This is a genomic window from Flavobacterium hauense (assembly GCF_054457175.1).
Genome location: NZ_JBTKVX010000017.1, coordinates 17,786 through 43,645 on the forward strand (window position 1 = coordinate 17,786; position 25,860 = coordinate 43,645).

Consider the following 25,860-nt stretch of genomic DNA (forward strand, 5'->3'; position numbering starts at 1 on the left):
GTTTTACTTTTAACTATTCATCATTTATGGCTTCTCTAAGCCTTTTCTTTTGGTTTCTCAACAAATCGCTTACATCTCGCACTGCATTTCGTGATAATTTATCAAGCTGCCTGAAACGCTCATGAAAATATTCCATCTTTGCATTGTCATCTTCATTAAGACTTTTGGCTACCAGTTCTTTAAAAGCCGAAAACTCTTCAGCAATCGTGTCCAGTTTTTTATATGCAGATTTAAGCTCATCATGAAGTTCTTCAAGTTCCTTCACTCCTTCCCTACAATATCCTGCGTTTTTTTTATTAAGCTCTTTTCTTAGTTTTTTTTCTTTTTTATCAAATAATCCCATCTTGTTGTTTTTGGTATTGCAAATCTGGAAATACTAAGACAATAAGTGATTACTCTAATATTAAGATTGTATTACCTTACTTCATTCTGACAGAATTTAAGTACCTTAGTACTATCCAAAATTCTTCAGCTATGCAAACCAATACTCCACCACGCAAGGTTGCCATTGTAGGCTACAATCGTATACCCTTTGCCCGAAATAATACAGCTTATACTACTGCCGGCAACAGGGATATGATGACAGCTGCCCTTAATGGCCTTATAGACCGTTATAAACTTCAGGGGAAAGAACTGGGTGAAGTTGCCGGAGGTGCGGTAATAAAACATAGTTGGGATATAAACATGATGCGCGAATGCGTATTGCATACATCACTCGATCCTAAAACTCCTGCCTGTGATATTCAGCAGGCATGTAATACAGGATTTGAATCGGCGATATACATTGCCAATAAGATCGCCCTCGGCCAAATTGATTGTGGCATTGCGGGAGGCGTTGACTCTACCAGTAATGTGCCTTTAGAATTTAATGAACATATAAGAAAGATATTACTATCAGCTCGCCGCAGTAAAGGTACCTTTGAAAAATTGAAACATCTTTCCGGAATACGCTTCAGTGATTTTACCCCTGTCGCTCCCGAAAATCTGGAACCGGGTACAGGACTTTCTATGGGTGGACATACAGAATATACTGCGAAATATTATAACATATCTCGTGAAGATCAGGACGCTTACTCTTTACAAAGCCATCTCAAAATGGCTGCTGCGACTGACAGAGGATTTTTTAATGATATGCTGACTCCCTATCTGGGACTGAAAAGCGACAATAACATGAGGCGCGATACCTCTATGGAAAAACTCGCAAAATTAAGACCTGCATTTGACAAGGAAAACGGAACCCTGACAGCCGGTAACTCCTCACCGCTTACAGATGGTGCATCGTGCATTCTTATTGCCAGTGAAGAATGGGCTAAACAAAATAATCTGCCTATACTGGCCTATATCACTCATGCTGAATTAGCCGCTATCGAATATGTTGAAAACAAACATAACCTCCTGCTTGCGCCTGTATATTCGGCTTCGCGCCTGTTAAAAAAAACAGGGCTGACACTTCAGGATTTTGATTACTACGAGATACACGAAGCCTTTGCTGCTCAAGTCCTGGCTATATTAAAGATATGGGAAAGCCCCGAGTTATCGGCATCATTCGGAGTTGAGGCTTTGGGTTCGATTGACCCGGTTAAACTGAATGTAAATGGAAGCAGTCTGGCTACAGGACATCCTTTTGCCGCAACAGGCGGCCGTATATTGGCAACAATGGCAAAACTGCTCCATGAGAAAGGCAGCGGCCGGGGATTTATCTCGGTTTGTGCAGCAGGTGGTCAGGGAATAAATATGATCCTTGAAAAATAAAAAATAGGCTATCTTATGATAGCCTATTTTTTATTAATATGTCAATTATTTTTCGAACATATAATCAAAAGCGCCTTTGCGTAAATGGATGCCATGGTCAAGCCATGCTTTCAGGCAAGCAAGAAAATTTGCCCAGCCTTCAGTATTCCCTTTAAGCCATTTGATTCCCGCCTCATCATTCTCTGCTCCTTTTTCGGTAACGATTACAACTGTGTCATTGCCTTTTGCAGTAAGGGTCATTTCAACCAGCGTTTCTTTATCACCATTATCCCAATAATAGGAAACGTATTCATCCTTACGTACTTCACCTACCCTGACAGGTACATCTGTATCAAATTCCGGGAAGCGCCATATAAGATTTGCTCCGCTTTCCATACGGCCTGAGCCATAAGCGATAAAATAATTAGACATTTTTGGAGGATCGATTATTGTTTCAAAGACTTCATGAACCGGTTTTTGGATTTGGATACCAGCTTTTATTTCAAGGATTTGAGGTTTCATAATTCTGACTGTTTGTTGTTTGTATACCAAATATAAGTAGTTTTCACCATCATTAGAAAAGGTTTAACTTTGCTTCATGCATCATCACTTCCTAATCTACAAACCTTTTGGCTACCTGAGCCAGTTTACCTATAACCTTAAACGCAACAAAAAACTATTGGGAGAGCTGCACAGTTTTCCCGAAGGCACTATGGCTATCGGGCGACTTGATGAAGATTCCGAAGGATTACTACTGCTTACAACTGATGGCATGATGAGCGAAATCGTGCGCAGCAAAAAAGTAGAAAAGGAATATTATGCACAGGTTGATGGCATCATAACCCAGGAGGCCGTAGAAAAACTAAAACTGGGTGTTGAAATAGGTTTTAAGGGAACAAAATACATTACCCGCCAATGTGAATCGCATATTGTAACCGAAAAACCGGAATTCCCCGAACGTGGCAGAAAAATTCGTGATGAACGCCACGGCCCTACTTCATGGGTATCTATAACCGTAACCGAAGGTAAATTCAGGCAGGTTCGCAAAATGACCGCGGCTGTTGGCTTCCCTACACTACGTTTGGTAAGGGTGCGAATTGGCAATACGCATCTTGATAATTTACAGCCGGGAGAAGTAAGAGAAGTTCCTGAAATAAATGTTTAAGCTACTACAGTATTTTTTATCTTAGCTTTATGGAACACCGCCGACAAAGAGTACTACCTGTACATCGTTTTGCATTGCGAATGGGACGCTATACACTTGTAGCAATTGCCTTGATTCTATTTTCAGTGGGTGTTGGTGTATTGGGCTATCGCCATTATGCCGATCTTAACTGGGTAGACAGTTTGTATATGGCATCCATGATCTTGACAGGAATGGGTCCTGTCTCGGATATGCCCAATGATGCTGCCAAAGTATTTTCATCTATTTATGCACTGTACAGCGGCGTGGCTTTTCTTAGTATAACCGCCGTATTCTTTGCTCCTGTAATACATCGTATATTACACATACTTCAGGTAGAAGACGAAGAGAATTAATACTAAGTCTCATCCCTTAAAAATTCATATATCTTTTCCTGCGAGCGTTTTTCGTCGGTACTTTCTTCGCGCAATTGCAAATTAACGAGATGAATGAGTTCGTCTTTAAGCATAGTATCATAAACCGGAAAGCACACCTCTACCCTTCTGTATATATTGCGGTTCATCCAGTCGGCTGAACCAAGAAAAACCTCGGTATCCCCATTATTATTGAAGATAAAGACACGTCCGTGTTCCAGATAACGGTCAACTATACGCTTTACGGTAATCGTTGAACTCAACCCTTCGATACCCGGTAAAAGACAACAAATTCCTCTAACTAGCAGATTGATCTTTACCCCTGCTGCCGAAGCTTCATACAATTTATCTATAAGTACATGCTCTTCAAGATTATTGAGTTTTATCGTTATGCCGGACGAAAGTCCATTTATAGCATGACTGATTTCCCTGTCTATTAGTTCCAAGAACCTGTCCCGTAAATTAAATTGTGCTACAAGCAGGTGTTTGTATTTATAGACATCTTTTGCTTCACGCTTTTTCATCAGGCTCAGAAATTTAAATACCTGCTTAAGTTCAGTTGTCATTCCGCTATGCGAAGTAAGCAATATATGATCGGTATAAAAACGTGCAGTAGTTTCGTTAAGATTCCCGGTTGCCAATAATCCCAATGCTTTAATACTATAGCCTTTCCTGAATTTTACCAATGCCGTTTTAGCATGGATTTTCAGTGAAGGAACACTGTGAATAATTGTAACCCCGGCTTCACTCAGTTTTTTGGACCAACGAATGTTATTTGATTCGTCAAAACGGGCTTTTAGTTCAACGATCACCGTTACTTTTTTGCCATTACCGGCAGCACTGATAAGCGCATTGGCAATGCGTGAATCCTGCGCCATACGGTAAACGGTTACAAAAATTTCCTCAACATCGTTATGGATAGCTGCTTCATTAAAAAAACGCAGCACTGTATCATAAGAACCATAGGGTGTATGGATCATTACATCATGCTTTTGGATATGTTCAAACAATGATCTTTCCTCGAAAACAAAAGGTAGCGAAGTCCATTTTGGGTATTCAAGGGCAGCGTTATGTATGGGAAGTTCAGCAAGGTCTTTAAGGTTATGGTGAGATCTCCCTTTAATAATGTTGGCACCTTTTAACTGCAAAAGCTCTATCAGCACCTGAAGATACTCTTCGGGCATGGCATAATCATACAGAAATCGGGTAGCTATTCCAAAATCGCGTTTCGCAATTTTTTTTTCCATTTGTGCTGCAAGGCCTTCTTCATAATCATCATCAAATTCAAGGGCAGCATCACGGGTAATCTTAAAGCTATAGGCTCCATTGATAACAGCATCCGGAAAAATAGCATCAAGATTTTCTTTAATGATGTCGTCTATAAAAAGTATATACTGTGTTTCTTCTTTTGCAATACTATAAAATCTTGGCATCTCACCGGAAGGGATATTCACTATATGCAGGAATTCATTACCATCACCGTCTGTTACCGAAACCAGAAAATAAAGCTTATTGTTTTCGGTAAAGAAATTCGTATCGGCATTGAGTTCCATACGCTTGATGTAAGTAAGTACACGCGTAAAGAAATAGTTTTTGGCATTTTCCCTAGTCGCCTCCGGAAACGGTTTGTCATAAATGAGATTTATGTTTTCGGCTTCAAGTCCCGGTAGCACTTCTTCTTTTAAAAGTTGACCGAACTGCTGCTGCTGTTCATGCACGATCTCATTGATGTCCTTTAATATCTTTTTATACAGCTTCCTGTCGGCTTCTGCTTTTTTACCTGTCAGCTTTTTTAATGCCATGAGAGCAGGAATCCGTACGCGGTAGAACTCATCAAGGTTGGAAGAATATATAGAAAGGAATCTCACCTTTTCCAATAAGGGGACATTATCAGCCTGAGCTTCCGTGAGTACGCGCCCGTTAAATTCCAGCCAGCTGATATCCCTATTGCGGTAAACCGGACCTGGTAAAAATGTATCTGTTTGAGACATAGCAGTAAATAATCATAAAAATAAGAACTATTACATTAAACGTGGTTAAGATTTTGTTAGGTTTTAGTTTGTCACTTTTATATTTTTTTAAGTAAGAATAGTCTTTACTATTTTTGTAAGTAATTTTTTAGCAAAATTTTAAAACACTACTATTCATTTTATATCTATTTTTAGGGTATAATGAATGTGAAGCTCAAGAAATACTTACGTAAAGGCCTTAAAATTATTCTTTGGATAGTAGGATCAATCATCGGATTGTTCCTACTGATAGTACTATTACTACAAGTCCCCTATTTCCAAAATATAGTTAAAGATAAGGCCGTCAGCTACCTGGAGAAAAAGATAGGTACTGATGTCAGCATCGGCAAGATTGAAATAGGCCTGCCAAAAAAGGTAATCCTTGAAGGTGTTTACTTTGAAAGCCAGCAGGGAGACACGCTACTTGCAGGCGATAAATTGGCTGTTGATATCAGCCTTTTTAAGCTTTTAGACAACGAAGTTGAGATAAATTCGATCAACCTTGAAGATATTGTTGCCAATGTGAGGCGTAATAAAGACTCCGTTTTCAATTTCGATTACATAATTAAGGCTTTTGCTTCTGACAAACCTAAAGACACTACATCTGCCCCGATGAAGTTCTCCATAAACAAAGTTAACCTTGACAGAATACGTATCAGCTATGATGATAAGATAACAAAGAACAATCTTAGCGCCAATCTCAAACACTTTGATACCCGAATACGCAAATTCGACCTTGACAAGATGGAATTTACAATTCCTAAAATAAAGCTCGACGGACTTAAGCTTACCTTAAAGCAGGGAATGATTGCCCAGGTAGCACAGGGTACCCAAAAAGTAGCCGAAGAAGCTTCTAAACAGCCTGACCTGAAACTCAAACTTGGAAAAATTGATATTACCAATGTAGCAATAGGTTATGACAACGAAGGCAGCCGTCTTGATACAGGACTGAACCTGAAAAAACTTTTTGTAGACGTTAATGATATCGACCTGAAAAAACAGATGATAGACCTGAAAAATCTTGAAATTGACGGACTAAAAGGTCAGTTGGCCTTTGGTAAGTTCGAAAAGCAGGTACAACAGGCATTACCGGAAAAAACTCAGGCTGTACAACAGGCACAATGGAAATTTAAGCTTGCCAAAACCGACATTCAAAACGTAGCATTCAAATTTGATGACCAAAACTCTGTTCCGGTTTCTAAAGGCATCGATTACAAACATCTTGACTTAACTGGCTTAAAGCTTAAAGCAAAAGATCTTTCTTATGCACCCGACGCAATTTCAGGGAATATAAGCTCTTTTGCCATAAAAGATAAAAGCGGTCTGAATGTAGAAGAATTGCATACCAATTTCTTTTATGGCCCTAAAGGTGCCGAACTGAAAGACTTGTATCTTGAAACACCTTATACTCTTGTTGAAGACCAGATTATTGTTTCCTATCCTTCACTCGACGCCCTTACTAAAGATATTGGCAGCTTAACTGTAGATGCTGATATTAAGGACAGCCACATAGGTTTCAGGGATGTTTTGCTGTTTGTCCCTACCCTTGCCGACACTGCTCCTTTTAAAGGAAATCCAAATGGTGTGCTGAATATTACCAGCCGTGTGGAAGGTAAGGTAAGCGATATTCGCATTGCTAATCTTGAGGTAAGCGGCATAGGCGCTACAAAAATTGCTGCAAGCGGAAGGATCATTGGGCTTCCTAATGTAAAGACCGCATGGTTTGACATGAATGTGAGGGCCTTTACCTCAACATCAAAAGACATTAATACTTATATCCCTAAAGGTACTTTACCGGCCAATATCCGACTTCCGGGCAAACTTTCGGCGAAAGCCAAATTCAAAGGAAAAATCAATAATTTCTTTACCGATGTTAACCTCACCAGCAGTTTTGGAAATGCCAAAGTGAAAGCCACTTTTGACCAGCGTAAAAAAGGTAATGAACTATACGATGCAGATGTTGACATTGATAATTTTGATGTAGGCACACTTATCACTAATGACTCTATAGGTCGAATAAGCCTTAAGGCCAAAGTGAAAGGCAAGGGTCTTGAACCACAAACTGCCAATGCGAAAATTAAAGCCAATATCATAAAAGCAGAATACAACAGCTATACCTATAAAGACCTTAAAGTAGATGGCGGCATAAACAACGGACAGTTTGATGCCACGGCAGATATGAATGACCCTAACCTCGACTTCCAACTGGTTGCCAATGGAGGATTTAAAGGTAAATACCCTAATGGAAAAATAAGGCTTAATGTTGATATTGCTGATCTTGACAAACTTAATCTTCATGCCGGGCCGTTAAAGCTCCGTGGTAACATCGACGCTGATATAACCGATGCCAATCCCGATAACCTTAACGGAACGGTGAAATTTCACAGCTTTATGTTTGCCAACGATAAGGAGCAATTTGCTCTGGATTCTATAAATATTATAGCCATTAGCAAGCCGGACACTACTGCCATAGAGGTGAAGTCTCCATTCCTGAAAGCTTACATGAAGGGTAAATATAAACTGACTCAGGTTGGTCCTGCCCTGTCTTCTACCATTGCTAAATATTACAACACTAACCCTGCTGCTCCAAAGCAATCGAACCTGCCACAGCAGTTTGATTTTGGCCTTGTGATAGATAATGATCCTGTAATCTATAAACTGATTCCGCAAATCACGAGATTAGAGCCTATCAAAATTGAAGGACGCTATGATAGTGCTACCGACAGCATAAGAATTAACGGATCTATACCGAGGATTGTCTATGGCAATTATACTGTGTCGGGAGTTGATATAAAAGTAGAAAACCAGGAAGATGCCCTTGGCTACAATGTTCAGATAGGACAAGTACAAAGTGAACAGTTCCAACTATCAAAAACTTCTATTACCGGAGATATAAAAGATAATCTGATAAATTACAAACTACAAATTCAGGATAAAAAAGAAGATGAGCAGTACATGGTTGCAGGACAGCTGAAAGCATCGGATAAAAACACTGAGTTATCGCTAAATCCTGATGGATTGAAGCTAAACTATGAGAATTGGGCTATTGCCGAAAATAATATAATCCGCTTTGGGAAAGATGGCATTTATGCTAATAATTTCGAAATGAGCAGTGAAAGCGGCAGATTAAAGTTGCAGTCGGCATCAGAATCGGCGAATGCCCCTCTGGACGTTGAATTGGATAACTTTAAGATTGAAACACTTACCAACATTATAAACAAACAGGAACTCAAGATAACAGGAACGCTTGACGGCAAGGCTGAACTTCGTAACCTAACTACAAATCCTGTTTTTACGTCTGACATTGATATTACCGATTTTGCCATCAGCAAAGATACAGTGGGTAATATAAAAATTAAGGTGAACAATGAGATTGCCAATACCTATACTGCCAACGTTGAAATAACAGGAAATGGCAATCAGGCAATAATTGATGGAAATTACAATGATGCTTCACAAAGCTTTGACCTCAACATTGATCTTGAAAAACTAAACATTGAAAGTCTTCAGGCATTTAGCATGGGCGAAATAAAAGACGGTAAAGGCTATTTATCGGGCAAATTTAAGGTAACAGGAACTGCTGCTGACCCTAATGTAATTGGTAGCCTTGGTTTTAATGACGTGGCACTCAGAGTAACTCAATTGAACTCCTATTTTAAAGGTATAAATGACGAAATTCAGTTTACTGATAACGGTATTACACTTAACAATTTCGAGATCAATGACGAAGAAAACAATACGCTTGACATAAACGGTACCATTAACACCACCAACTACAGGGATATTTCTTTTAATCTGACTGTAGATGCTGAGGATTTCAGGGCGGTGAACTCTACTCTTAATGATAACGATTTCTATTATGGCAAGCTGTATTTTGACACGCACCTGAATATAAAAGGTACTCCTGAAAGCCCTGTGGTAGATGGTAACCTAAAAATTGACGACAACACTAAATTTACAGTAGTATTACCACAACAGGATCCGTCTATTGCTGACAGAGAAGGTATTGTAGAATTTGTAGATGAAGACAATATCGAAATGATGCAACGCCTTAAAATAGAACAGAAGGTAAATTCATCTGACCTGAAAGGCATGGATGTGCTTGTAAATATTGAAGTTGTTAAAGAAGCTGAGCTTAACCTTGTCATTGATAAAGGAAATGGGGATTACCTACAGCTTAAAGGAGAAGCGCAGCTTACAGGCGGTATCGATAAATCGGGTAAAACAACACTTACCGGACGTTATGAATTTAGCGAAGGCGCATACCAAATGACCTTTAACTTCATAAAAAGGAAATTTGAAATAAAATCAGGCAGCTACATTCAATGGACTGGCGAGCCAACGGATGCCAATATTAATATTAGTGCCATTTATAAAGCGGACATTGCTCCTATTGACCTTTTGGGTGCACAGATTGCTAACGAACCGCAATCGACACAAAATACCTTTAAGCAAAAGATTCCGTTCAATACCATCCTGAAAATGGAGGGCGAGCTATTAAAGCCTGAACTGTCTTTTGACATAGAGCTTGAAGATGGTAACAACAATGTTTCTACTAACGTGATCAATACAACTAATGCCAAGCTTGCGCAGTTACGTCAGGAGCCATCAGAACTGAATAAACAGGTTTTTGCAGTATTGTTATTAAACCGCTTTATTGGTGAAAATCCTTTCTCCAGCGAAGCCGGATCAAGTACCGGGGCACTGGCAAGACAAAGTGTGAGTAAAATACTTTCGCAGCAGATGAATAATCTTGCGGGCGATTTAATAAAGGGCGTAGAACTTAATTTTGACCTGGAATCAAGAGAAGACTATACATCGGGAGAAAGACAAGATCGTACTGATCTGAATGTGAGCGCATCTAAAAGATTATTCGATGACAGGCTTAAAGTGACCGTTGGCAGCAGCTTTGGCGTAGAAGGATCTGCTCAGGCAAATGAAGAAACCAACAATATTGCCGGAGATGTCGCCGTAGATTATCAATTGACAAGAGACGGCCGATATGCCGTAAGAGCTTATAATAAAGATGAATATGATGCCGCAGTACAGGGGCAGGTAATTGAAACCGGAGTTTCGTTAATCTTTACCCTTGATTACAATAAATTCAGGGAGCTTTTTCACAGGACTGAAGAAGAAAAAGAAATGATCAAAAAAGAAAAAGAGCTGAAGGAAAAGAAGAAGCAGCAAGAAAAAGAAGAGGAAGAACGTAAAGCCAGGGAAGAACAGGATGATAAAACGCCAAAAGACGAGAAAAATGAAAATTAAGCCTATATATTACATCCCATTCTTACTATTGGTATTATATAGCTGCAGTAATATCAAACATATACCTGAAGGAGACATGCTTTATGTTGGCGGTGAGGTTAAGATTGAAGATTCCCTGATGTCTAAAAGCGAAAGGAAAGCCATGAAAGCTGAAATGGAAGACCTGTTGCGCCCGAAACCAAATCGGAAGATATTAGGGTGGCGGTTTAAACTTTCCATGTATAATCTTGCAGGAGAGCCTACAAAAACTAAAGGCTTTCGTTACTGGCTACGCAATAAAGTAGGAGAACCGCCTGTCTTATTCAGTCAAGTAAGCCTGGACTATAATGCCGATGTACTTCAAAATCGCTCAGAGAACAGAGGTTATTTTAAAACCCGGACCAGTGCCGATTCAACTTCATCGAACAGGAAAGCAAAAGCCTTATATACCGTTAAGCCGGGAAAACAATATACTATCAGAAATGTTATTTGGCCGGACTCTTTGGGTACACAGCTTGACAGCGCGGTTACAAGAACCAAAAGAAGGACTCGATTAAAAACGGGAAGCGCTTATGACCTTGATAAGATCAAGGACGAACGTAGCCGCATTGATGAGCGTCTTAAAGAAAAAGGCTATTTCTTTTTCAACCCTGACTATCTTATCATAAGGGTAGACAGTACTGTAGGCGATCATCAGGTAGACCTGAGAGTAAGAGTTAAAGAAGATGTTCCTGAAAGAGCTAAAAAAGTATATACTATAAACAATATCTTTATTTACCCTAATTATACCCTAAGCGCGGCGAGAGATACCCTGAAGGCTCCTACAGCAAATGATTCGGTTGAAAAATATAAAGATTTTACGATCATAGATACAGAACATAATTTCCGCCCTATTATTTATGACCGTACATTATACTTTCATAAAGGAGATACCTATAACCGTAAAGACCATAACCTGTCGCTTAACCGACTGGTAAACCTGGGTACCTTCCGTTTTGTAAAGAACCAGTTTAAAATTTCAGATTCGTTGGACACAGCTTTGGATACATACTATTTCCTTACGCCTTTACCTAAGAAATCCATAAGGACTGAACTATCTGCAAAGACCAACTCGGCAAACTACAATGGTAGTGAACTTACCGTAAACTGGAGCAACCGAAATACTTTTAAAGCAGCTGAATTGCTTAGTATCTCAGCCTTTGGAGGGCTTGAGGTACAAATGTCGGGACAGAATAAAGGCTATAACGTGTATCGAGTGGGTACAGAAGTGAGCCTTACCTGGCCCCGCTTTATTACGCCTTTTAAAGTAGAAACCCCAAGCGCTTATGTGCCACGAACAAAAATATCTGTAGGGTATGAATACCAGAACAGGCAAAAACTATATTCACTAAACAACTTTAAGACATCATTTGGCTATCTCTGGAAAGAAGACATTACCAAAGAGCACGAACTGAAAGTAATGGATGTTATATATGTAAGTCCGACGAATGTAACTGAAGAATATCTTCAAAAAATAGAAGATGATCAAAGCGGATCGTTACAAAGAGCCATAGACAAACAGCTGATCTTTGGTCCTACATACTCCTATACGTACACCAACACTATGAGGGCGCTTAAAAAGAATACTATTTATTATAAAGGTTCATTTGACCTTGCAGGTAACCTTACCGGATTGATAACCGGTGCTAATGTAAAAAAAGGTGATCCTGTTACTATACTTAATGTTCCTTTTAGCCAGTATGCTAAAACTGAGCATGATTTTAGGTACTACCGTAAGTTTACCAAAAACTCACAGTTGGCAACAAGAGCAATTGTAGGAATAGGAATACCGTATGGCAACTCATCAGAATTGCCATACGTAAGGCAGTTCTTTGTGGGAGGTACTAACAGTATCAGGGCATTCAGGGCAAGATCTATTGGTCCGGGTACATACCGTGATACAACCGTTACTTCTACCTCTTTCCTCCCAGACCAGTCCGGAGACATTAAACTGGAACTAAATGCCGAATACCGCATGAAGCTATATAGTGTAATTCATGGGGCAGCGTTCGTAGATGCCGGTAACATTTGGCTTTGGAATAAAAAAGAAGGCAAAGAAGGAGCTGAATTTACCAAAGACTTTTATAAAGAGCTGGCCATAGGTGCCGGTGTGGGTATTAGGCTCGATCTATCATTTCTTATCCTAAGGCTCGATGGTGCATTTCCGCTTAGAAAACCATGGTTGCCTGAGGGTGATCGGTGGGTTATTGATGATATTGACTTCGGCGGCAAATACTGGCGAAAGGAGAATCTCGTGTTTAACTTAGCCATAGGGTATCCTTTTTAATCCTGATCCCTGTATCAAAATGGTTACTTATTCGTTATTAAGAAAAACCCTTCTTATGAAACGAGTAGTCAAATATATCCTTCTCGCAGTTGTATTGCTCATAGCATACCTGATGTTTGCCATATTGTATCCTAATGCATACGATGTTCCTCAGTTTAAAGAACGAAAAGGGACACAATACTGGACCCTTTCTACAGGCTCTAGGCTTGGTTATACTCTTATACCTGGCAAAGGAATAAAAAAAGCTTCGCCAGTGATTTTTCTACAGGGAGGACCGGGTGGTTTTATAACCGACAGGAACATTGAGCTATTAGGTAAATTAGCTGATGATGGTTATGATGTTTACCTCTATGACCAGTTAGGCAGCGGACATTCTGAAAGGCTTGATGACATAACAGGATATACTGCCGAACGACATAAAAGGGATCTGGAAGCCATAGTCACCCAAATTGGTGCTGACAAGGTTATACTTATAGGGCAGTCATGGGGTGCTATTCTTGCTACACTTTACATTGCAGATAATCCATCGAAAGTAGAAAAAGTTGTGTTTTCCGGTCCTGGCCCGATAGCTCCCTTTAACAACGAAATGCTGCAACTACCTGCACCCGACAGCCTCGATCTCAAAGAACCCACATTCAATAACAGGGATGCTAACCTTAAAGCTAATAATCTTAGAACAAGAACAGCATCGTTCATGGCTACCGTAAACGGTAAAAAATTGATGACTGATAAAGAAGCTGATGATTTTCAGACCTATCTTAATGGTAAACTTAACAAAGCTACAGTGGCTGATCCTAAGAATGCTGTACCCGCTCAGGGAGGCGGTGGTTACTATGTTCAGATTATGACATATAACAGCCTATCAAACGTTAAAAATCCAAGACAAGCATTGAACGGATTACCTATTCCTACACTTATCCTCAGGGGACAGTATGACAACCAGAAATGGGGAGCTGCCAAAGAATACCTTGACCTCTTTCCTGATCATAAGCTGGTAATAATAAAAGATGCAGGACATTCTGTAGCTACAGAACATCCTGATATTTATATAAACGAAATAAGATCTTTTTTGAAATAATTATTGAAGAATTTAGGGCTGGCAATTAAGTTGTTGCCTCCCCTTTCTTCCTGCTCTTATCAGGCCTGATAATCATTCGTAGTGAATGATCCTGTGAGAAATAGGCAACCATCCAGTTATATGCGGTAATGATCCTGTTTCGGTAGCCTATAAGCGACATTACGTGAATGAACAGCCACATGGCCCATGCAATGAAGCCTTTAAAGTGCATTTCCGGTTTAGGTATATCGGCAACAGCCTTATTTTTTCCAATGATAGCCATTGAACCTTTATCTGTATATTTAAAGGTTTTCAGTTGCTCATTCTTAACCTCGCGTTTCAGGTTCTTAGCCAGAAGCGTACCCTGTTGTATAGCCACTTGCGCAAGCTGCGGATGCCCTCCCATAAAGGCATCATCTACGCCTTCCATAATAGATGTATCACCTAATGCATAAACATTTGTAGTATTAGCTACTTTATTATAACCGTCTACAATAAACCTTTTACCACGGCCATAGCTTTCGGCAGGGATTCCTTCAAAGGTTTTGGCGGATACTCCGGCCGCCCAGATAAGATTTTTAGACTGAATGGTTTCTCCATTATGAAAATAAACAGTATCGTCTTTATAATCTACTACCCTGGTGTTAAGCTTTACAACAACACCAAGTTTAGTTAACGCTTCGAGAGTATCCTCCTGCGATTTTTTGCTCATTGGTGCCAGTAATGCATCACCTCCATCTACAAGGTAAATGTTGCTTGCGCTGGTAGATAATTCAGGATATTCTTTTCGCAAAATGCCATTACGCATTTCGGCAAACATACCCGATACCTCTACACCAGTAGGGCCTCCACCTGCTACGACTATATTAAGATACTTACGTCGTTCCCTGCTGTTGGTGCATATTGCTGCCTTTTCCATACGCTGTAAAAGCTTGTTACGCATTTCGATGGCATCATTAAGCGTTTTCATAGGTATGGCATTTTTACGAACGTTATCCATACCAAAGTAATTAGACTCAGCACCGGTAGCAAAAACCAAACGGTCATATTCTAATTCGCCATTATTAAGAACTACTTTATTTTCGTTAGAGCGTACAGAGAGTACTTCTCCAAGACGAAAATGTATATTATCATTTTTCCTGAATAATTTCCTGAAAGGATAGCTGATACTTGACGGTTCCAGATAGGCAGTCGCCACCTGGTAAATAAGAGGAGGAAAGAAATTGTAGTTGTTCTTATCTACAAGGGTTACATCAAAGTTTTTATCTCCGGCGAGGCCTTTAGCAAGATTTATCCCTGCAAAACCACCTCCAACTATCACTATTTTCATGTTTTTGTTCATTTTAAAGCATGTTAAAAACGATGCTAAATACTCCCATAAAGTTAAGTATTTTAGTGTTAACAGTAATTACAAACCAATGCGTAACAATCATTTTTATGAAATAATTGGGTTTTAAACTTAGTTATTGCAGGGCTCATAAAATATGCATGCATATTTTATCACAGAAGTTTATAGTTATGTTAATATTGTAGTATTTGCCTGATGAGATATGTATTTTTATGTATGAAACTAAAACATCATGAAGAACTATTTCAGTAAAGCATCGCTAAAAAACGCAGGCAAACTACTTAAAGATACTTTTAGTGGTTTTATGGCCGACAAAGGACTTAAGCTAAGCGCCTCTCTGTCTTATTACACTGTTTTTTCACTTGCTCCCCTTTTACTATTGGTCATTTCCCTCGCGGGTGCCATTTACGGACAGGAAGCTAGCGAAGGGAGAATATTTGAAGAAATCAACGGTCTCATCGGTAATCAGGCAGCAGCACAGGTACAACAGATAATACGCAACCTGCAACTTTCAGGTAAATCTACCATTTCTGCCATAATTGGTGGTGTTACGCTTGTTATAGGTGCTACCACTGTTTTTGGAGAAATACAGGATTCTATAAATATGATATGGAGAGTAAAGGCAAAACCCAAAAAAGGCTGGCTAAAACTTATAAAAGACCGACTGCTTTCAGGTTCAATAATTGTTGGACTGGGTTTCCTTCTTATTGTTTCGCTTATTATAAACGGGGCACTAATGGCGCTAAATGATATACTGAAAACCTATTTCCCTGATCTGACCATCATATTACTTAACATAGCCAATGTTGTAATAAGTTTTATGGTTATCACAGTATTGTTTGGTGTAATCTTTAAAATATTGCCAGATGCTAAGATTGCATGGAAAGATGTGCGTGCGGGTGCCTTTTTTACCGCATTGCTATTTATGTTGGGGCGTTACCTTATCGGCTTATATATTGAGACTACAGCTGCAGGATCTCCATATGGTGCAGCGGGATCAATTATCATCATACTGCTGTGGGTTTATTATACAGCAGCCATACTTTATTTTGGAGCAGAATTCACCCGTGAATATGCCTGTATGAAAGGTACTAAGATAGAGCCTGCCGATTATGCCGTATATGTTGAGCAAAAAGAAACCGAAAAGAATGTAAAGTACATTCCTCCTAAACACGAGGATTAAACTGTGACAATAAAAAACTCCCTTTAAGGGAGTTTCTTGTTTAATATGTAATTGTATACTATTACTCTTCACTTCTGCCGGATACCCAGTCTACTGCTTTTTGGTAATCGGCTTTATGATAACCACGGAATTCTCCCGGCATAACTTTACTGAATACAGCTGTAAAATTGATTACTGCTTCTGAATCCGATATTATTGCTGCGCGGTTCCATTTAGTGATATGGTTTATGCCTAACAGGGCATCCTGCATCCAGGCACCCAAAGTAAAATCAGCTGGGGAATTATCAAGAAACAGCAGATAATTGAGTTGGCCGGTTTTCTCGACCAGGGAAGCAACCTGATGTTTTACTACTTCAAAATCGTCTCTGGTAACCTCGCCATCGGCACGGAAACCTACCATGTTATTTGGCAAATCCGGAATTTGTACAATCATGATTTCTGGGGTTTAAATTTATATATATAAATGTACCCCTTAAGACATTAAACAGCTGTTACCGGCATCATAATATAAATAGAAAAATAGCTTAAAATTATAAAGCCTTTTCCATTATAAAGTCTTCCATAAGGTAGCCGTTACCTATATTAATATCTTCTTCCCCCGATTTTGTATAGCCGTTTTTCTGATAAAAATTTACCGCTGAGTTATATCGGTTTACATTCAGGCTAACCTTATCATTACCATTGGCTGCTGCAGCTTCTTCAATCTTTTTAATTAAAAGCCTGCCTGCACCCATCCCCTGTGTTTCAGGAAGGACATAAAGTTTATGCAGTTTGGTAGTTCCTGATAAGTAGTTCAACTCATAGGAAGCGAATCCAAGATAGTTCCCGGCTTCTGATAAAAGTAAAAAATGATGCCCTTTTCCCAAAATCTGTTCTGTAATGGCTTCAAGGCTGTACATCATTTCGAGCATATAATTTACCTGTTCGGGAGAAAGTATTTTATCGTATGCATTATGCCAGGTTTTTATGGCTAAATCATTAATAATCTGAAAGTCTTCAAGCGCTGCTTTACGTATCTGCATTATTTGTATAAATTAAAAAAAAGTAAAATGCGATTGGTTTTTTGGAAGGGTGTAAAAGTATAAAAAAATTATTGGCACAGTAATTGAATATCCCTAAATAACTTATAAAATTGCCGGGCATACACCTAATTTAATTACTACCATGAAAACAATATTTAGCCATATAGCCTTATTTGCCCTTTTTATTACTGGCGATGCTTTTGCACAGGACGTAACCACTGTAAGAGCAAATAATAGTGACATAAGCGATAACTTAGACCTTCGAGCTGTTGCATCTATATTTGGCGAATCAAACGACCTTGAAGACTTCGAGAGAAGACTTAACAACCCGGATTCGCAGATATCTAACCTTGATCTTAATGGTGATAACAGAGTAGATTACCTGAGAGTGATTGAAGCTACCGAGAACAATACACACCTTATAATAATACAATCAGTAATTGGTGCCGATGTCTTTCAGGACGTGGCAACCATAGAAGTTGAGAAGGACCGAAACAATAATGTACAGGTACAGGTAGTGGGAGATGTGTACATGTATGGCTCTAATTATATCTATGAACCGGTATATGCATACAATCCGGTAATATTTGATGTATTCTGGGTAAGCAGCTATCGACCTTATTACTCACCGTGGTACTGGGGCTACTACCCTACTTATTACAACTACTGGGCTCCATGTCCTGTATACCGATACAGAAATCACATACACACCTATGTAAACCCAAGAAATACTTATGCCTATACAAGTACAAGAAATAGTTCTCGTGCACAAAACATGTATAGCGGCAGAAGACAGAACGATTATGAAAGAATGCATCCTAATACAACTTTTAGCAGCAGGAATACAAATGCAAGTAATCGTTATGCCCTTGAACAAAGCAGATCAAACTCTAAAGCATCCAGAGGTAACGGATCTTCAAGAAGTTCATACTCTAACATGTCAAGAGCAAATAGCTCTATCGATGCTAACATAAATACAGTTAGAAGTAACGGGAGACCTGTAAGAAATACTGAAACTACCGCAGTAAGGGCTGCAACAGCCACTGTCAGAACTTCTGAGACTCCCACAAGAACAGGCAATACTACAGTAAGAAACAATCCTTCTTACAACAGGACAGAAAACACACAACCTGTAAGGATGGAAAGAACAGCTCCGGCTCCTGTAAGGAATGAGACTTGCAGTACGCCAACACCGGCTAGAAGTATGGAACGCAGCACACCTGTAAGATCTTCGAATAATAACATGAGTGCTCCGGTAAGAAGCAGTGCACCAAGCATGAGAAGTACACCAGCGGCTCCATCGGCAAGACAGAGTGCGCCGGCGGCTGCACCCGCATCACGCGGTGGTAATGCACAAGGAAGAAGAAGTTAGGTTAATTCTATTATATTCAGTGAAAGAGCATCGCAGCCATAAGCGATGCTCTTTTTTTATGGCTAACTTGATCATTAACAAACATTAGCACAAGTTTAATATGCCATTATAAGTGTTCTTCCACCGAGTAAGGTAAATTTATGTTTCAAGAATAATAACCATAAAAATTACAATTATGAGCAAGAAAATAGCTATACTGGCTGCAGATGGCTTTGAAGAAAGCGAACTGAAATCTCCAAAAGAATACCTCGAAAAACAGGGTTGGACAGCAGAGATCGTAAGTTTGAAAAGCGGATCAATTAAGGCGTGGGCAGAAAAGAACTGGGGTAAAGAATATACTGTAGATAAAACGTTGGATGAAGTTACTTCAGGTGACTATCATGCCCTTGTATTGCCGGGAGGGGTTATTAATCCCGACCTATTAAGAAGACATGATAATGCGATAGCATTTGTTAAATCATTTTTTGACGAAAAGAAACCTGTCGCTGCTATATGCCACGGTCCACAGATTCTAATAAATGCCGAAGTGGTAAACGGCAGGGAAATTACCTCCTTTCCATCTATTAAAAAAGACCTTCAGAATGCCGGAGCTAACTGGACAGACAAAGAAGTTGTGGTTGATAACGGACTTGTAACAAGCCGCACCCCTGATGATTTACCAGCCTTTAACAAAAAGATGGTAGAAGAGATCAACGAAGGTAAACATGAATTGCAGAGAAGTTAATTCAAGGTTGAAACTTTGATTCACCCTGAAAGCTTTTGTACCATTGTGTATGAAAGCTTTCTTTTTTTATATTTACTTAAACTTATCATCCAATGAAAACTAAAATAGTATTACTGTTAACCATTATGACATTACAGGCAAATGCACAGCTTATCCCTGTGGCTTACAAAGACGGTTCTCAAAAACTCAATGGTTTTTTAGCTACTGCTGTCAGCCAGCAGAAAAAAAATCCGGGTATACTCATCCTTCCCGCTTGGATGGGAATCAGTACCCATTCAAAAGAAGTAGCCGAAAAGCTGGCCGGATTGGGATATCATACGTTTATCGCTGATATATATGGAGAAGGTAACTATGCTTCTACAACTCAGGAAGCAGGTAAACAGGCTGGCCTTTATAAAAAAGACTTTAAAGCCTACCAAAAGCGTATTTCATTAGCTCTTGATGAATTGATTAAAGGAGGTGCAGACCCAGACAACATCGTAATCATTGGATATTGTTTTGGTGGTACAGGGGCAATAGAGGCAGCCCGTGCAGGATTACCGGTACAGGGTGTTGTGTCCTTTCACGGAGGATTAGGAAAAGATGCTGCAAGACCAAACCTGACTGTAAAACCAAAGGTACTTGTGCTTCATGGTGCCGACGATCCCTTTGTTTCTAAAGAAGAGATTGAAGCCTTTCAAAAAGAGATGAAAGACGGTAAAGCCGACTGGCAAATGATATATTATGGTAATGCTGTACATGCCTTTACAGAAAAAGAAGCCGGACACGATAATTCAAAAGGAGCTGCTTATAACAATAGTGCAGATAAACGTTCATGGAGACATTTTATAATGTTCCTTAACGAATTATTCCGTAGGAAATAATCCGTAGCACATTTTATAATGATTCTACCACAACACCCATAATTCAATGGGTGACATTAATAAATATTACTATATTTACCCTTATCTAATTTCTGCTAAATGAGAAACACACTATTGCTGGCCGCTGTATCTTGCTTTATAGCTTCATGCTCTACAGCGCAATCACCACAGCAAAAAAAAGACTATGCTAAGGCAGATGTCGCCAAATACATGAAAACCATTACCCCGTCTGACCTGAAAAAACATCTGTACATAGTTGCCGGTGACGAAATGCAGGGACGTAATACGGGTGAGGAAGGCCAGAAAAAAGCTGGGCGCTACCTTATAGACCAATATAAAAAAGATGGTATTTCTTTTCCTAAAGGAGCAAAAAATTTCTATCAGCCTGTACCTTCTTCATATATGACAAAATCTTTCAGCCCTAAACTGGGAGACTCAGAGAATATATGGGCGTATATTGAAGGTAGTGAAAAACCCGACGAAGTACTTATTATCTCTGCACATTACGATCACGTGGGGATGAAAAATGGTGAAGTGTACAACGGTGCCGATGATGATGGATCCGGAACTGTGGCTTTGCTCGAAATTGCCCAGGCTTTCATGCAGGCAAAAAAAGAGGGTTATGGACCAAAGCGTTCCATACTGTTCCTGCACGTTACCGGAGAAGAACATGGCCTGCACGGGTCTCGTTACTATTCTGACAATCCACTCTTTCCAATAAACAATACTATTGCCGATCTAAATATCGACATGATTGGCCGTCGTGATGATGCGCATAAGGATAATGGCAATTATGTTTATGTAATCGGTTCAGATCGTTTAAGCACGGAGCTTCATAATATCAATGAGGAAGCGAATAAAAAATATACAAAACTAGACCTTGATTATACCTTTAATGATGTAAATGACCCTAATCAGTTTTATTACAGGTCAGACCATTATAATTTCGCAAAAAAAGGAATTCCGATTATTTTCTACTTTAACGGCGTACACGAAGATTACCATAAGCCGGGTGATAAGCCTGAGAAAATTGAATACGATCTCCTTACAAAAAGAGCCCAGCTGGCTTTTGTTACAGCATGGGAACTGGCAAACAGGGAAAACCGCCCCGTAGTAGATAAGAAATAAAAAAAAAGAAAGCCCACAATAGTGGGCTTTCTTTTTTATATAGTGTTATTTATTAGCATGGGTCAAAATACCATGAGGTTTTTGTTGCAGTAAGCTTTAGCTCCCAGTAACCGGTCTTATGATTCATCACCATTTTACCTTTTAAGCGATATTGTTGCCCATCCAGTCCTACTCCATAGCCATTCCATTCGTCTATTGGCCAATTCCAGTCACCACATTTTACAATTACCCTAATTGGTTTTCCGCCATCAGTAGAATCTTCAGGAGCAGTTGTAGCTTCAAGCTCTGTACCGGGTTTTACCTCAATATAAAGTGTTCCAGATTCATCCGATTTTTGTGTTGTTGTAGTTCTGGCAGTTGAATCATCAGATTCTACTTCACAGGATACGAATGCCAGCATTACCAGCAGGAATAAAATAAAGTTTTTCATTTTTATAATTATTTAGTTAGAAAGATTAAAAATATAAAATGAATTATAATTCGGCAACTTTAGGCCTAAAGAAATTTACATAGAAGTACTTATCAGGATCAATTCCATTTTCTAGAAATTTCGATCTTATGTCCATTTCTTTTTTAGATGGTGCTGTAACATCCAGAAAAAGCAACAGTTCTTCTATGTTAATGAATTTAAAACTGAGTCTGGAATTGAGTGAGTATTCAGTTATAGTGAATTCTACATTTTTATTATCGATTCCTGCGGATATAAAAGCATCGGATATCAGGGTAAAATCTTGCTTCATATTGGTATTATTTAATCCTTAAAGTTTAAGCATCAGATACAAAAAAAGCTCCGGGCACTACTACGAAGCTTTTTCAACATTTATAAAAAGTAAGTAAGATATACTGTTATAATTTATCATTCTTTACAATTTGCACTTTACCCGCAGGCACATCGCCCGTGGTATCTTTTATTAGCAAAACACCCAGTATATTCAGCGGAATATCTATTGGCTCATCTGAATGTCTTATTTCATCAAGAATGTGTTCAAAATCCTGAACATTTAGCACCAATGAGTCACCCTTATCTATTTTTTTTGCAAAAAGATAATCCCTGATTACTGCTGTTGATATATCACTGCCTATAGCTACAAATTCTGACATGGCTTTTATTTTATACAGCTAAGGTAAAAAGGTAAAATTTGAAATTTGAAAAGGTTTTGTTAATTTCTCCGACAGCTACCATACTTCCAATCCAACAATCTCACAACGCTTCGTTTTAAAATGCCTATCTTTGCATAAATTATAGCATTTACATGGCGACATTTCACGATTTAGATCTTCCAAAAGCACTTCAAAAAGCCCTTGACGAACTTGGCTTCACATCCCCTACCCCTATCCAGGAAAGGGCAATGCCGGTTATCCTTTCAGGCCGTGACATGATGGGGATTGCACAAACAGGTACCGGTAAAACTTTTGCTTACCTGTTGCCTATACTTAAGCAATGGAAATTTGTTGCAAACGTGCATGTACCGCGTGTAGTGATTATAGTACCTACCCGCGAACTTGTTGTACAGGTAGCTGAAGAGGTAGAAAAGCTTACCGCTTTTATGTCGGTGCGTGTATTGGGTATTTACGGAGGTGTAAATATCAATACGCAAAAGAAAAGGGTTTATGAAGGTGTTGACGTACTTGTAGGTACTCCCGGAAGGATGATGGATCTTGCCTTGGATAATGTGGTTCGTTTTGACGAGGTTAAAAAACTTGTTATTGATGAATTTGACGAGATACTTAATCTTGGTTTCCGTACTCAGGTAACGGCTATCCTTTCTATGATGAAGGCAAAAAGGCAAAACATACTCTTTTCTGCTACCATGACAGACGAAGTAGATGAAATGCTTAATGATTACTTTGATTTTCCGGAAGAGGTTTCACTGGCAGCATCGGGTACTCCGCTTGAGCAAATTGAGCAGCTTGGCTACCGTGTACCAAACTTCCTTACCAAAATAAACCTGCTTAAAAATCTGTTGCAGAACGACGAAGCAATATCGCGTGTACTGGTTTTTGTGAACAATAAAAGAACTGCCGATCTTGTTGCCGATGCTCTTGAAGAAGACTTCTCAGGACAATTTGGAGTTATTCACTCTAATAAATCACAAAACTACAGGCTGAATACAATGGCTTCTTTTCAGGAAGGTGAATTAAGAGGTATTGTTACTACAGATGTTATGGCCCGTGGTCTGGACATCTCAGATATTACCCACGTTATCAATATGGAATTCCCGGAGGCACCTGAGCAATACATTCACCGTATAGGTCGTACAGGACGTGCCGACAAAGATGGCATTGCAATAAGTTTTGTAGCACCATCTGAAGAAGATATCGAAGTCGAAGCAGAAGTACTAATGGAAAAAGAGGTGAAATTCCTTGAATTACCCGAAGGCCTGGAAATAGCCGAGCGTATGCTTGACTTTGAGAAAGACAAAGTAAAAATGAAAGTGCTGCTAAAAGCGCCTAAAAAATCTACGGGTGGTTTTCATGAGAAAAAAGAGAAAAACAAGAAAGTAAATCTTGGTGGCCCGGGTAAAACAAAACCCCGCAAAACAAAATCGCGTAACCGTGGTATTGAAAGAGCTCGTGATAAGAAAAGAAAAGATAAAGACAAATAAGAATATAGAAAAGCGATACTTACGTATCGCTTTTTGTTTTCAACACTATAAGCACAAACACTTTAGCTCTATTTCTTAACACTTAGGAATTAACATTTTTCTTAACTTTACAATTACCAATTAGATCATTATTAACAAACTACAATGAATTATGGGAAAATTTGTAATTTCAAAAAGGAAAAATGACGAGTATCAATTCAACCTGAAAGCCGGTAATGGTCAGGTGATACTAAGCAGCGAAGGATATGCTTCAAAAGATGGCTGCAAGAACGGAATAGAATCGGTTAGAAAGAATGCTCCCGATGAAGACAACTACGACAGGAAAGAATCCACCAACGGAAAACCTTATTTCAATCTTAAAGCAGGAAACGGCCAAATCATTGGCAATAGCGAAATGTATGAAAGCGTTTCCGCAAGAGATAATGGTATTGAGTCGGTAAAAAAGAACGCACCCGATGCAACTGTCGAAGACGAATCCTAAAGAATAATTCACGAAAAAGGCGATGCATTGCATCGCCTTTTGTTACTATATTTTACTATTACTTATTTGCTGTAAACATAAGGCAAACCGGAGAGCAGACATCTATTTTTTTACCTGTCTCGGTAAGCATGCCCGTGGTCTTATCCCTTTTAAAGATTATAATATTATGGCTGTACTGGTGCGCCACAAGCACATAATTGTCGCTTGGGTCTATTGTAAAATTACGAGGCCCTTCGCCCAATGTTGTTATCTGCTGTACCTGGTTGATCATACCGTTTGAATGCACCTTAAAAACCGTTATGGTATTGGCATCTCCCCTGTTTGTTGCATACAAATACTTACCATCCTTTGAAAAACGAATATCTGCAGCACTGTTAGCATCATTACAATCTTTTGCAAATAATGACACCTGCTGAAGGAATGCAGGCTTTTCGTAGCTATAGCTGTACACATCTATAGTAGCTGACAGCTCATTGATCACATAGAAGAAAATACCGTTAGGGTTAAAGGCAAGATGCCTTGGTCCGCTTCCGGGCTTTACATCTATGATCTGCTTTAGGGTAAGGGTATTGCTGCCGCCATCGGCATTATAGTTATAGATATAGATCTTATCTTCACCTAAGTCATTTGAGAAAACATATTTTTTATCAGGCGAAAAATAAACCATGTGCACATGGGCTTTTTCCTGACGCTGCTTGTTGACACTACTTCCTGTGTGCTTAACTACTTGTTTAGCATCTGTAAGGCCTCCGTCGGATTTCTTTCCAAAAACAGCAATGCTCCCTCCTGAATAATTAGCCACAATTACGTTTTTATCATCGTTGATGATATAACAAGGATCGGCACCTTCTGAATCTTTTTTATTAAGGGGTTGAAGTTTTCCTGTTGAAGGTGTGTATTTAAATGCGCTTACATCACTTTTAGCACCATCTTCGTTAACGCTGTAAATAATATTATTGGATTTATTTACGGTAAGATAGCTGGGATTTATGACCCCAACTGTACTGTTCTTTTCTTTGAATGAGAGTGTATTCACATTAAAGTCATAGACATAGATACCCTTGCTCTCACAGGCATTGGTATAGGTCCCTATAACAAGATTATAATTATCCTGTGCTATGGCGTTCATGCTTAAAAGTAACAGTAATAGTCTGGCGAATTTCATCCTTTGCAATTTAGTCTAAGCAAAAGTAAAGTATTTAAACATTA

General features: G+C 39.2%; 23 protein-coding genes. 13 read left to right on the forward strand and 10 right to left on the reverse strand.

Annotated features, from left to right (window positions below; all coding sequences use genetic code 11):
• Positions 1-13: 13 nt before the first annotated feature.
• Positions 14-343 (reverse strand): hypothetical protein, encoded by a 330-nt coding sequence (locus ACX0HA_RS12900; protein ID WP_458845706.1) that lies wholly within the window; start codon positions 341-343, stop codon positions 14-16.
• Positions 344-474: 131 nt separating this feature from the next.
• Between ACX0HA_RS12900 and ACX0HA_RS12905 the strand changes: the two genes are divergently transcribed.
• Positions 475-1,752 (forward strand): acetyl-CoA C-acetyltransferase, encoded by a 1,278-nt coding sequence (locus tag ACX0HA_RS12905; RefSeq protein ID WP_458845707.1) that lies wholly within the window; start codon positions 475-477, stop codon positions 1,750-1,752.
• 45 nt (positions 1,753-1,797) lie between these two features.
• Here the strand turns inward: ACX0HA_RS12905 and ACX0HA_RS12910 are convergent, their stop codons facing one another.
• Entirely contained in the window at positions 1,798-2,253 is a 456-nt protein-coding gene (locus ACX0HA_RS12910) for an SRPBCC domain-containing protein (protein WP_458845708.1), read from the reverse strand.
• Between the two features lie 76 nt (positions 2,254-2,329).
• On the opposite strand from ACX0HA_RS12910, the gene ACX0HA_RS12915 reads away from it, so the two are divergent.
• The gene (locus ACX0HA_RS12915) at positions 2,330-2,896 is read left to right on the forward strand and encodes a pseudouridine synthase (protein ID WP_458845709.1); all 567 of its coding nucleotides are present in this window, start codon (positions 2,330-2,332) and stop codon (positions 2,894-2,896) included.
• Positions 2,897-2,925: 29 nt separating this feature from the next.
• A complete protein-coding gene (locus ACX0HA_RS12920) occupies positions 2,926-3,270 on the forward strand; it encodes a hypothetical protein (RefSeq protein ID WP_458845710.1) in 345 nt (114 codons plus the stop codon).
• A gap of 2 nt (positions 3,271-3,272) precedes the next feature.
• On the opposite strand, the gene ppk1 is transcribed toward ACX0HA_RS12920, so the two are convergent.
• Positions 3,273-5,279 (reverse strand): polyphosphate kinase 1, encoded by a 2,007-nt coding sequence (gene ppk1 / locus ACX0HA_RS12925; RefSeq protein WP_458845711.1) that lies wholly within the window; start codon positions 5,277-5,279, stop codon positions 3,273-3,275.
• A gap of 180 nt (positions 5,280-5,459) precedes the next feature.
• On the opposite strand from ppk1, the gene ACX0HA_RS12930 reads away from it, so the two are divergent.
• Genes ACX0HA_RS12930 through ACX0HA_RS12940 form a run of 3 tightly spaced genes read left to right on the forward strand, consistent with a single transcriptional unit; the run spans position 5,460 to position 13,945 of the window.
• Complete coding sequence (locus tag ACX0HA_RS12930) at positions 5,460-10,562, forward strand: translocation/assembly module TamB domain-containing protein (protein ID WP_458845712.1); 5,103 nt, start codon at positions 5,460-5,462, stop codon at positions 10,560-10,562.
• On the forward strand, positions 10,552-12,867 hold the full coding sequence (gene tamL, locus ACX0HA_RS12935) for a translocation and assembly module lipoprotein TamL (protein ID WP_458845713.1): 2,316 nt from the start codon (positions 10,552-10,554) through the stop codon (positions 12,865-12,867). Before ACX0HA_RS12930 ends, tamL begins: the two co-directional genes overlap by 11 nt.
• 55 nt (positions 12,868-12,922) lie before the next feature.
• Entirely contained in the window at positions 12,923-13,945 is a 1,023-nt protein-coding gene (locus tag ACX0HA_RS12940) for an alpha/beta hydrolase (RefSeq protein ID WP_458845714.1), read from the forward strand.
• 25 nt (positions 13,946-13,970) lie between these two features.
• On the opposite strand, the gene ACX0HA_RS12945 is transcribed toward ACX0HA_RS12940, so the two are convergent.
• On the reverse strand, positions 13,971-15,254 hold the full coding sequence (locus ACX0HA_RS12945) for an NAD(P)/FAD-dependent oxidoreductase (RefSeq protein ID WP_458845715.1): 1,284 nt from the start codon (positions 15,252-15,254) through the stop codon (positions 13,971-13,973).
• 250 nt (positions 15,255-15,504) lie between these two features.
• Here ACX0HA_RS12945 and ACX0HA_RS12950 point away from each other — a divergent pair, with 250 nt between their 5' ends.
• On the forward strand, positions 15,505-16,455 hold the full coding sequence (locus ACX0HA_RS12950) for a YihY/virulence factor BrkB family protein (protein ID WP_458845716.1): 951 nt from the start codon (positions 15,505-15,507) through the stop codon (positions 16,453-16,455).
• Positions 16,456-16,516: 61 nt separating this feature from the next.
• Here ACX0HA_RS12950 and ACX0HA_RS12955 read toward each other — a convergent pair whose 3' ends face one another.
• Positions 16,517-16,888, reverse strand: a complete 372-nt coding sequence (locus ACX0HA_RS12955) for a SpoIIAA family protein (RefSeq protein WP_458845717.1) — start codon at positions 16,886-16,888, stop codon at positions 16,517-16,519.
• A gap of 97 nt (positions 16,889-16,985) precedes the next feature.
• A complete protein-coding gene (locus ACX0HA_RS12960) occupies positions 16,986-17,477 on the reverse strand; it encodes an N-acetyltransferase family protein (RefSeq protein ID WP_458845718.1) in 492 nt (163 codons plus the stop codon).
• Positions 17,478-17,619: 142 nt separating this feature from the next.
• On the opposite strand from ACX0HA_RS12960, the gene ACX0HA_RS12965 reads away from it, so the two are divergent.
• The 4 genes from ACX0HA_RS12965 to ACX0HA_RS12980 all read left to right on the forward strand — a co-directional run bounded on the left by ACX0HA_RS12965 (position 17,620) and on the right by ACX0HA_RS12980 (position 21,564).
• The gene (locus tag ACX0HA_RS12965) at positions 17,620-18,849 is read left to right on the forward strand and encodes a hypothetical protein (protein WP_458845719.1); all 1,230 of its coding nucleotides are present in this window, start codon (positions 17,620-17,622) and stop codon (positions 18,847-18,849) included.
• 175 nt (positions 18,850-19,024) lie between these two features.
• On the forward strand, positions 19,025-19,573 hold the full coding sequence (locus ACX0HA_RS12970; protein ID WP_458845720.1) for a type 1 glutamine amidotransferase domain-containing protein: 549 nt from the start codon (positions 19,025-19,027) through the stop codon (positions 19,571-19,573).
• A gap of 92 nt (positions 19,574-19,665) precedes the next feature.
• Entirely contained in the window at positions 19,666-20,436 is a 771-nt protein-coding gene (locus tag ACX0HA_RS12975) for a dienelactone hydrolase family protein (RefSeq protein ID WP_458845721.1), read from the forward strand.
• Between the two features lie 99 nt (positions 20,437-20,535).
• Positions 20,536-21,564, forward strand: coding sequence for a M28 family metallopeptidase (locus ACX0HA_RS12980; RefSeq protein ID WP_458845722.1), 1,029 nt, complete (start codon positions 20,536-20,538; stop codon positions 21,562-21,564).
• A 52-nt stretch (positions 21,565-21,616) separates the two neighbouring features.
• Here the strand turns inward: ACX0HA_RS12980 and ACX0HA_RS12985 are convergent, their stop codons facing one another.
• From ACX0HA_RS12985 to ACX0HA_RS12995, 3 genes are all read right to left on the reverse strand, one after another.
• Positions 21,617-21,994: a hypothetical protein gene (locus tag ACX0HA_RS12985; RefSeq protein ID WP_458845723.1), complete on the reverse strand. Its 378-nt coding sequence runs from the start codon at positions 21,992-21,994 to the stop codon at positions 21,617-21,619.
• Positions 21,995-22,037: 43 nt separating this feature from the next.
• A complete protein-coding gene (locus ACX0HA_RS12990; RefSeq protein ID WP_458845724.1) occupies positions 22,038-22,304 on the reverse strand; it encodes a hypothetical protein in 267 nt (88 codons plus the stop codon).
• A 106-nt stretch (positions 22,305-22,410) separates the two neighbouring features.
• The gene (locus ACX0HA_RS12995) at positions 22,411-22,665 is read right to left on the reverse strand and encodes a hypothetical protein (protein ID WP_458845725.1); all 255 of its coding nucleotides are present in this window, start codon (positions 22,663-22,665) and stop codon (positions 22,411-22,413) included.
• A gap of 152 nt (positions 22,666-22,817) precedes the next feature.
• Here ACX0HA_RS12995 and ACX0HA_RS13000 point away from each other — a divergent pair, with 152 nt between their 5' ends.
• Positions 22,818-24,170 (forward strand): DEAD/DEAH box helicase, encoded by a 1,353-nt coding sequence (locus ACX0HA_RS13000; protein ID WP_458845726.1) that lies wholly within the window; start codon positions 22,818-22,820, stop codon positions 24,168-24,170.
• A 151-nt stretch (positions 24,171-24,321) separates the two neighbouring features.
• Positions 24,322-24,651 carry a YegP family protein gene (locus ACX0HA_RS13005; RefSeq protein ID WP_458845727.1) on the forward strand — a complete coding sequence of 110 codons (330 nt, stop codon included), beginning with the start codon at positions 24,322-24,324 and terminating at the stop codon, positions 24,649-24,651.
• Between the two features lie 58 nt (positions 24,652-24,709).
• Here ACX0HA_RS13005 and ACX0HA_RS13010 read toward each other — a convergent pair whose 3' ends face one another.
• The gene (locus ACX0HA_RS13010) at positions 24,710-25,816 is read right to left on the reverse strand and encodes a lactonase family protein (protein ID WP_458845728.1); all 1,107 of its coding nucleotides are present in this window, start codon (positions 25,814-25,816) and stop codon (positions 24,710-24,712) included.
• Between the last annotated feature and the right edge of the window lie 44 nt (positions 25,817-25,860).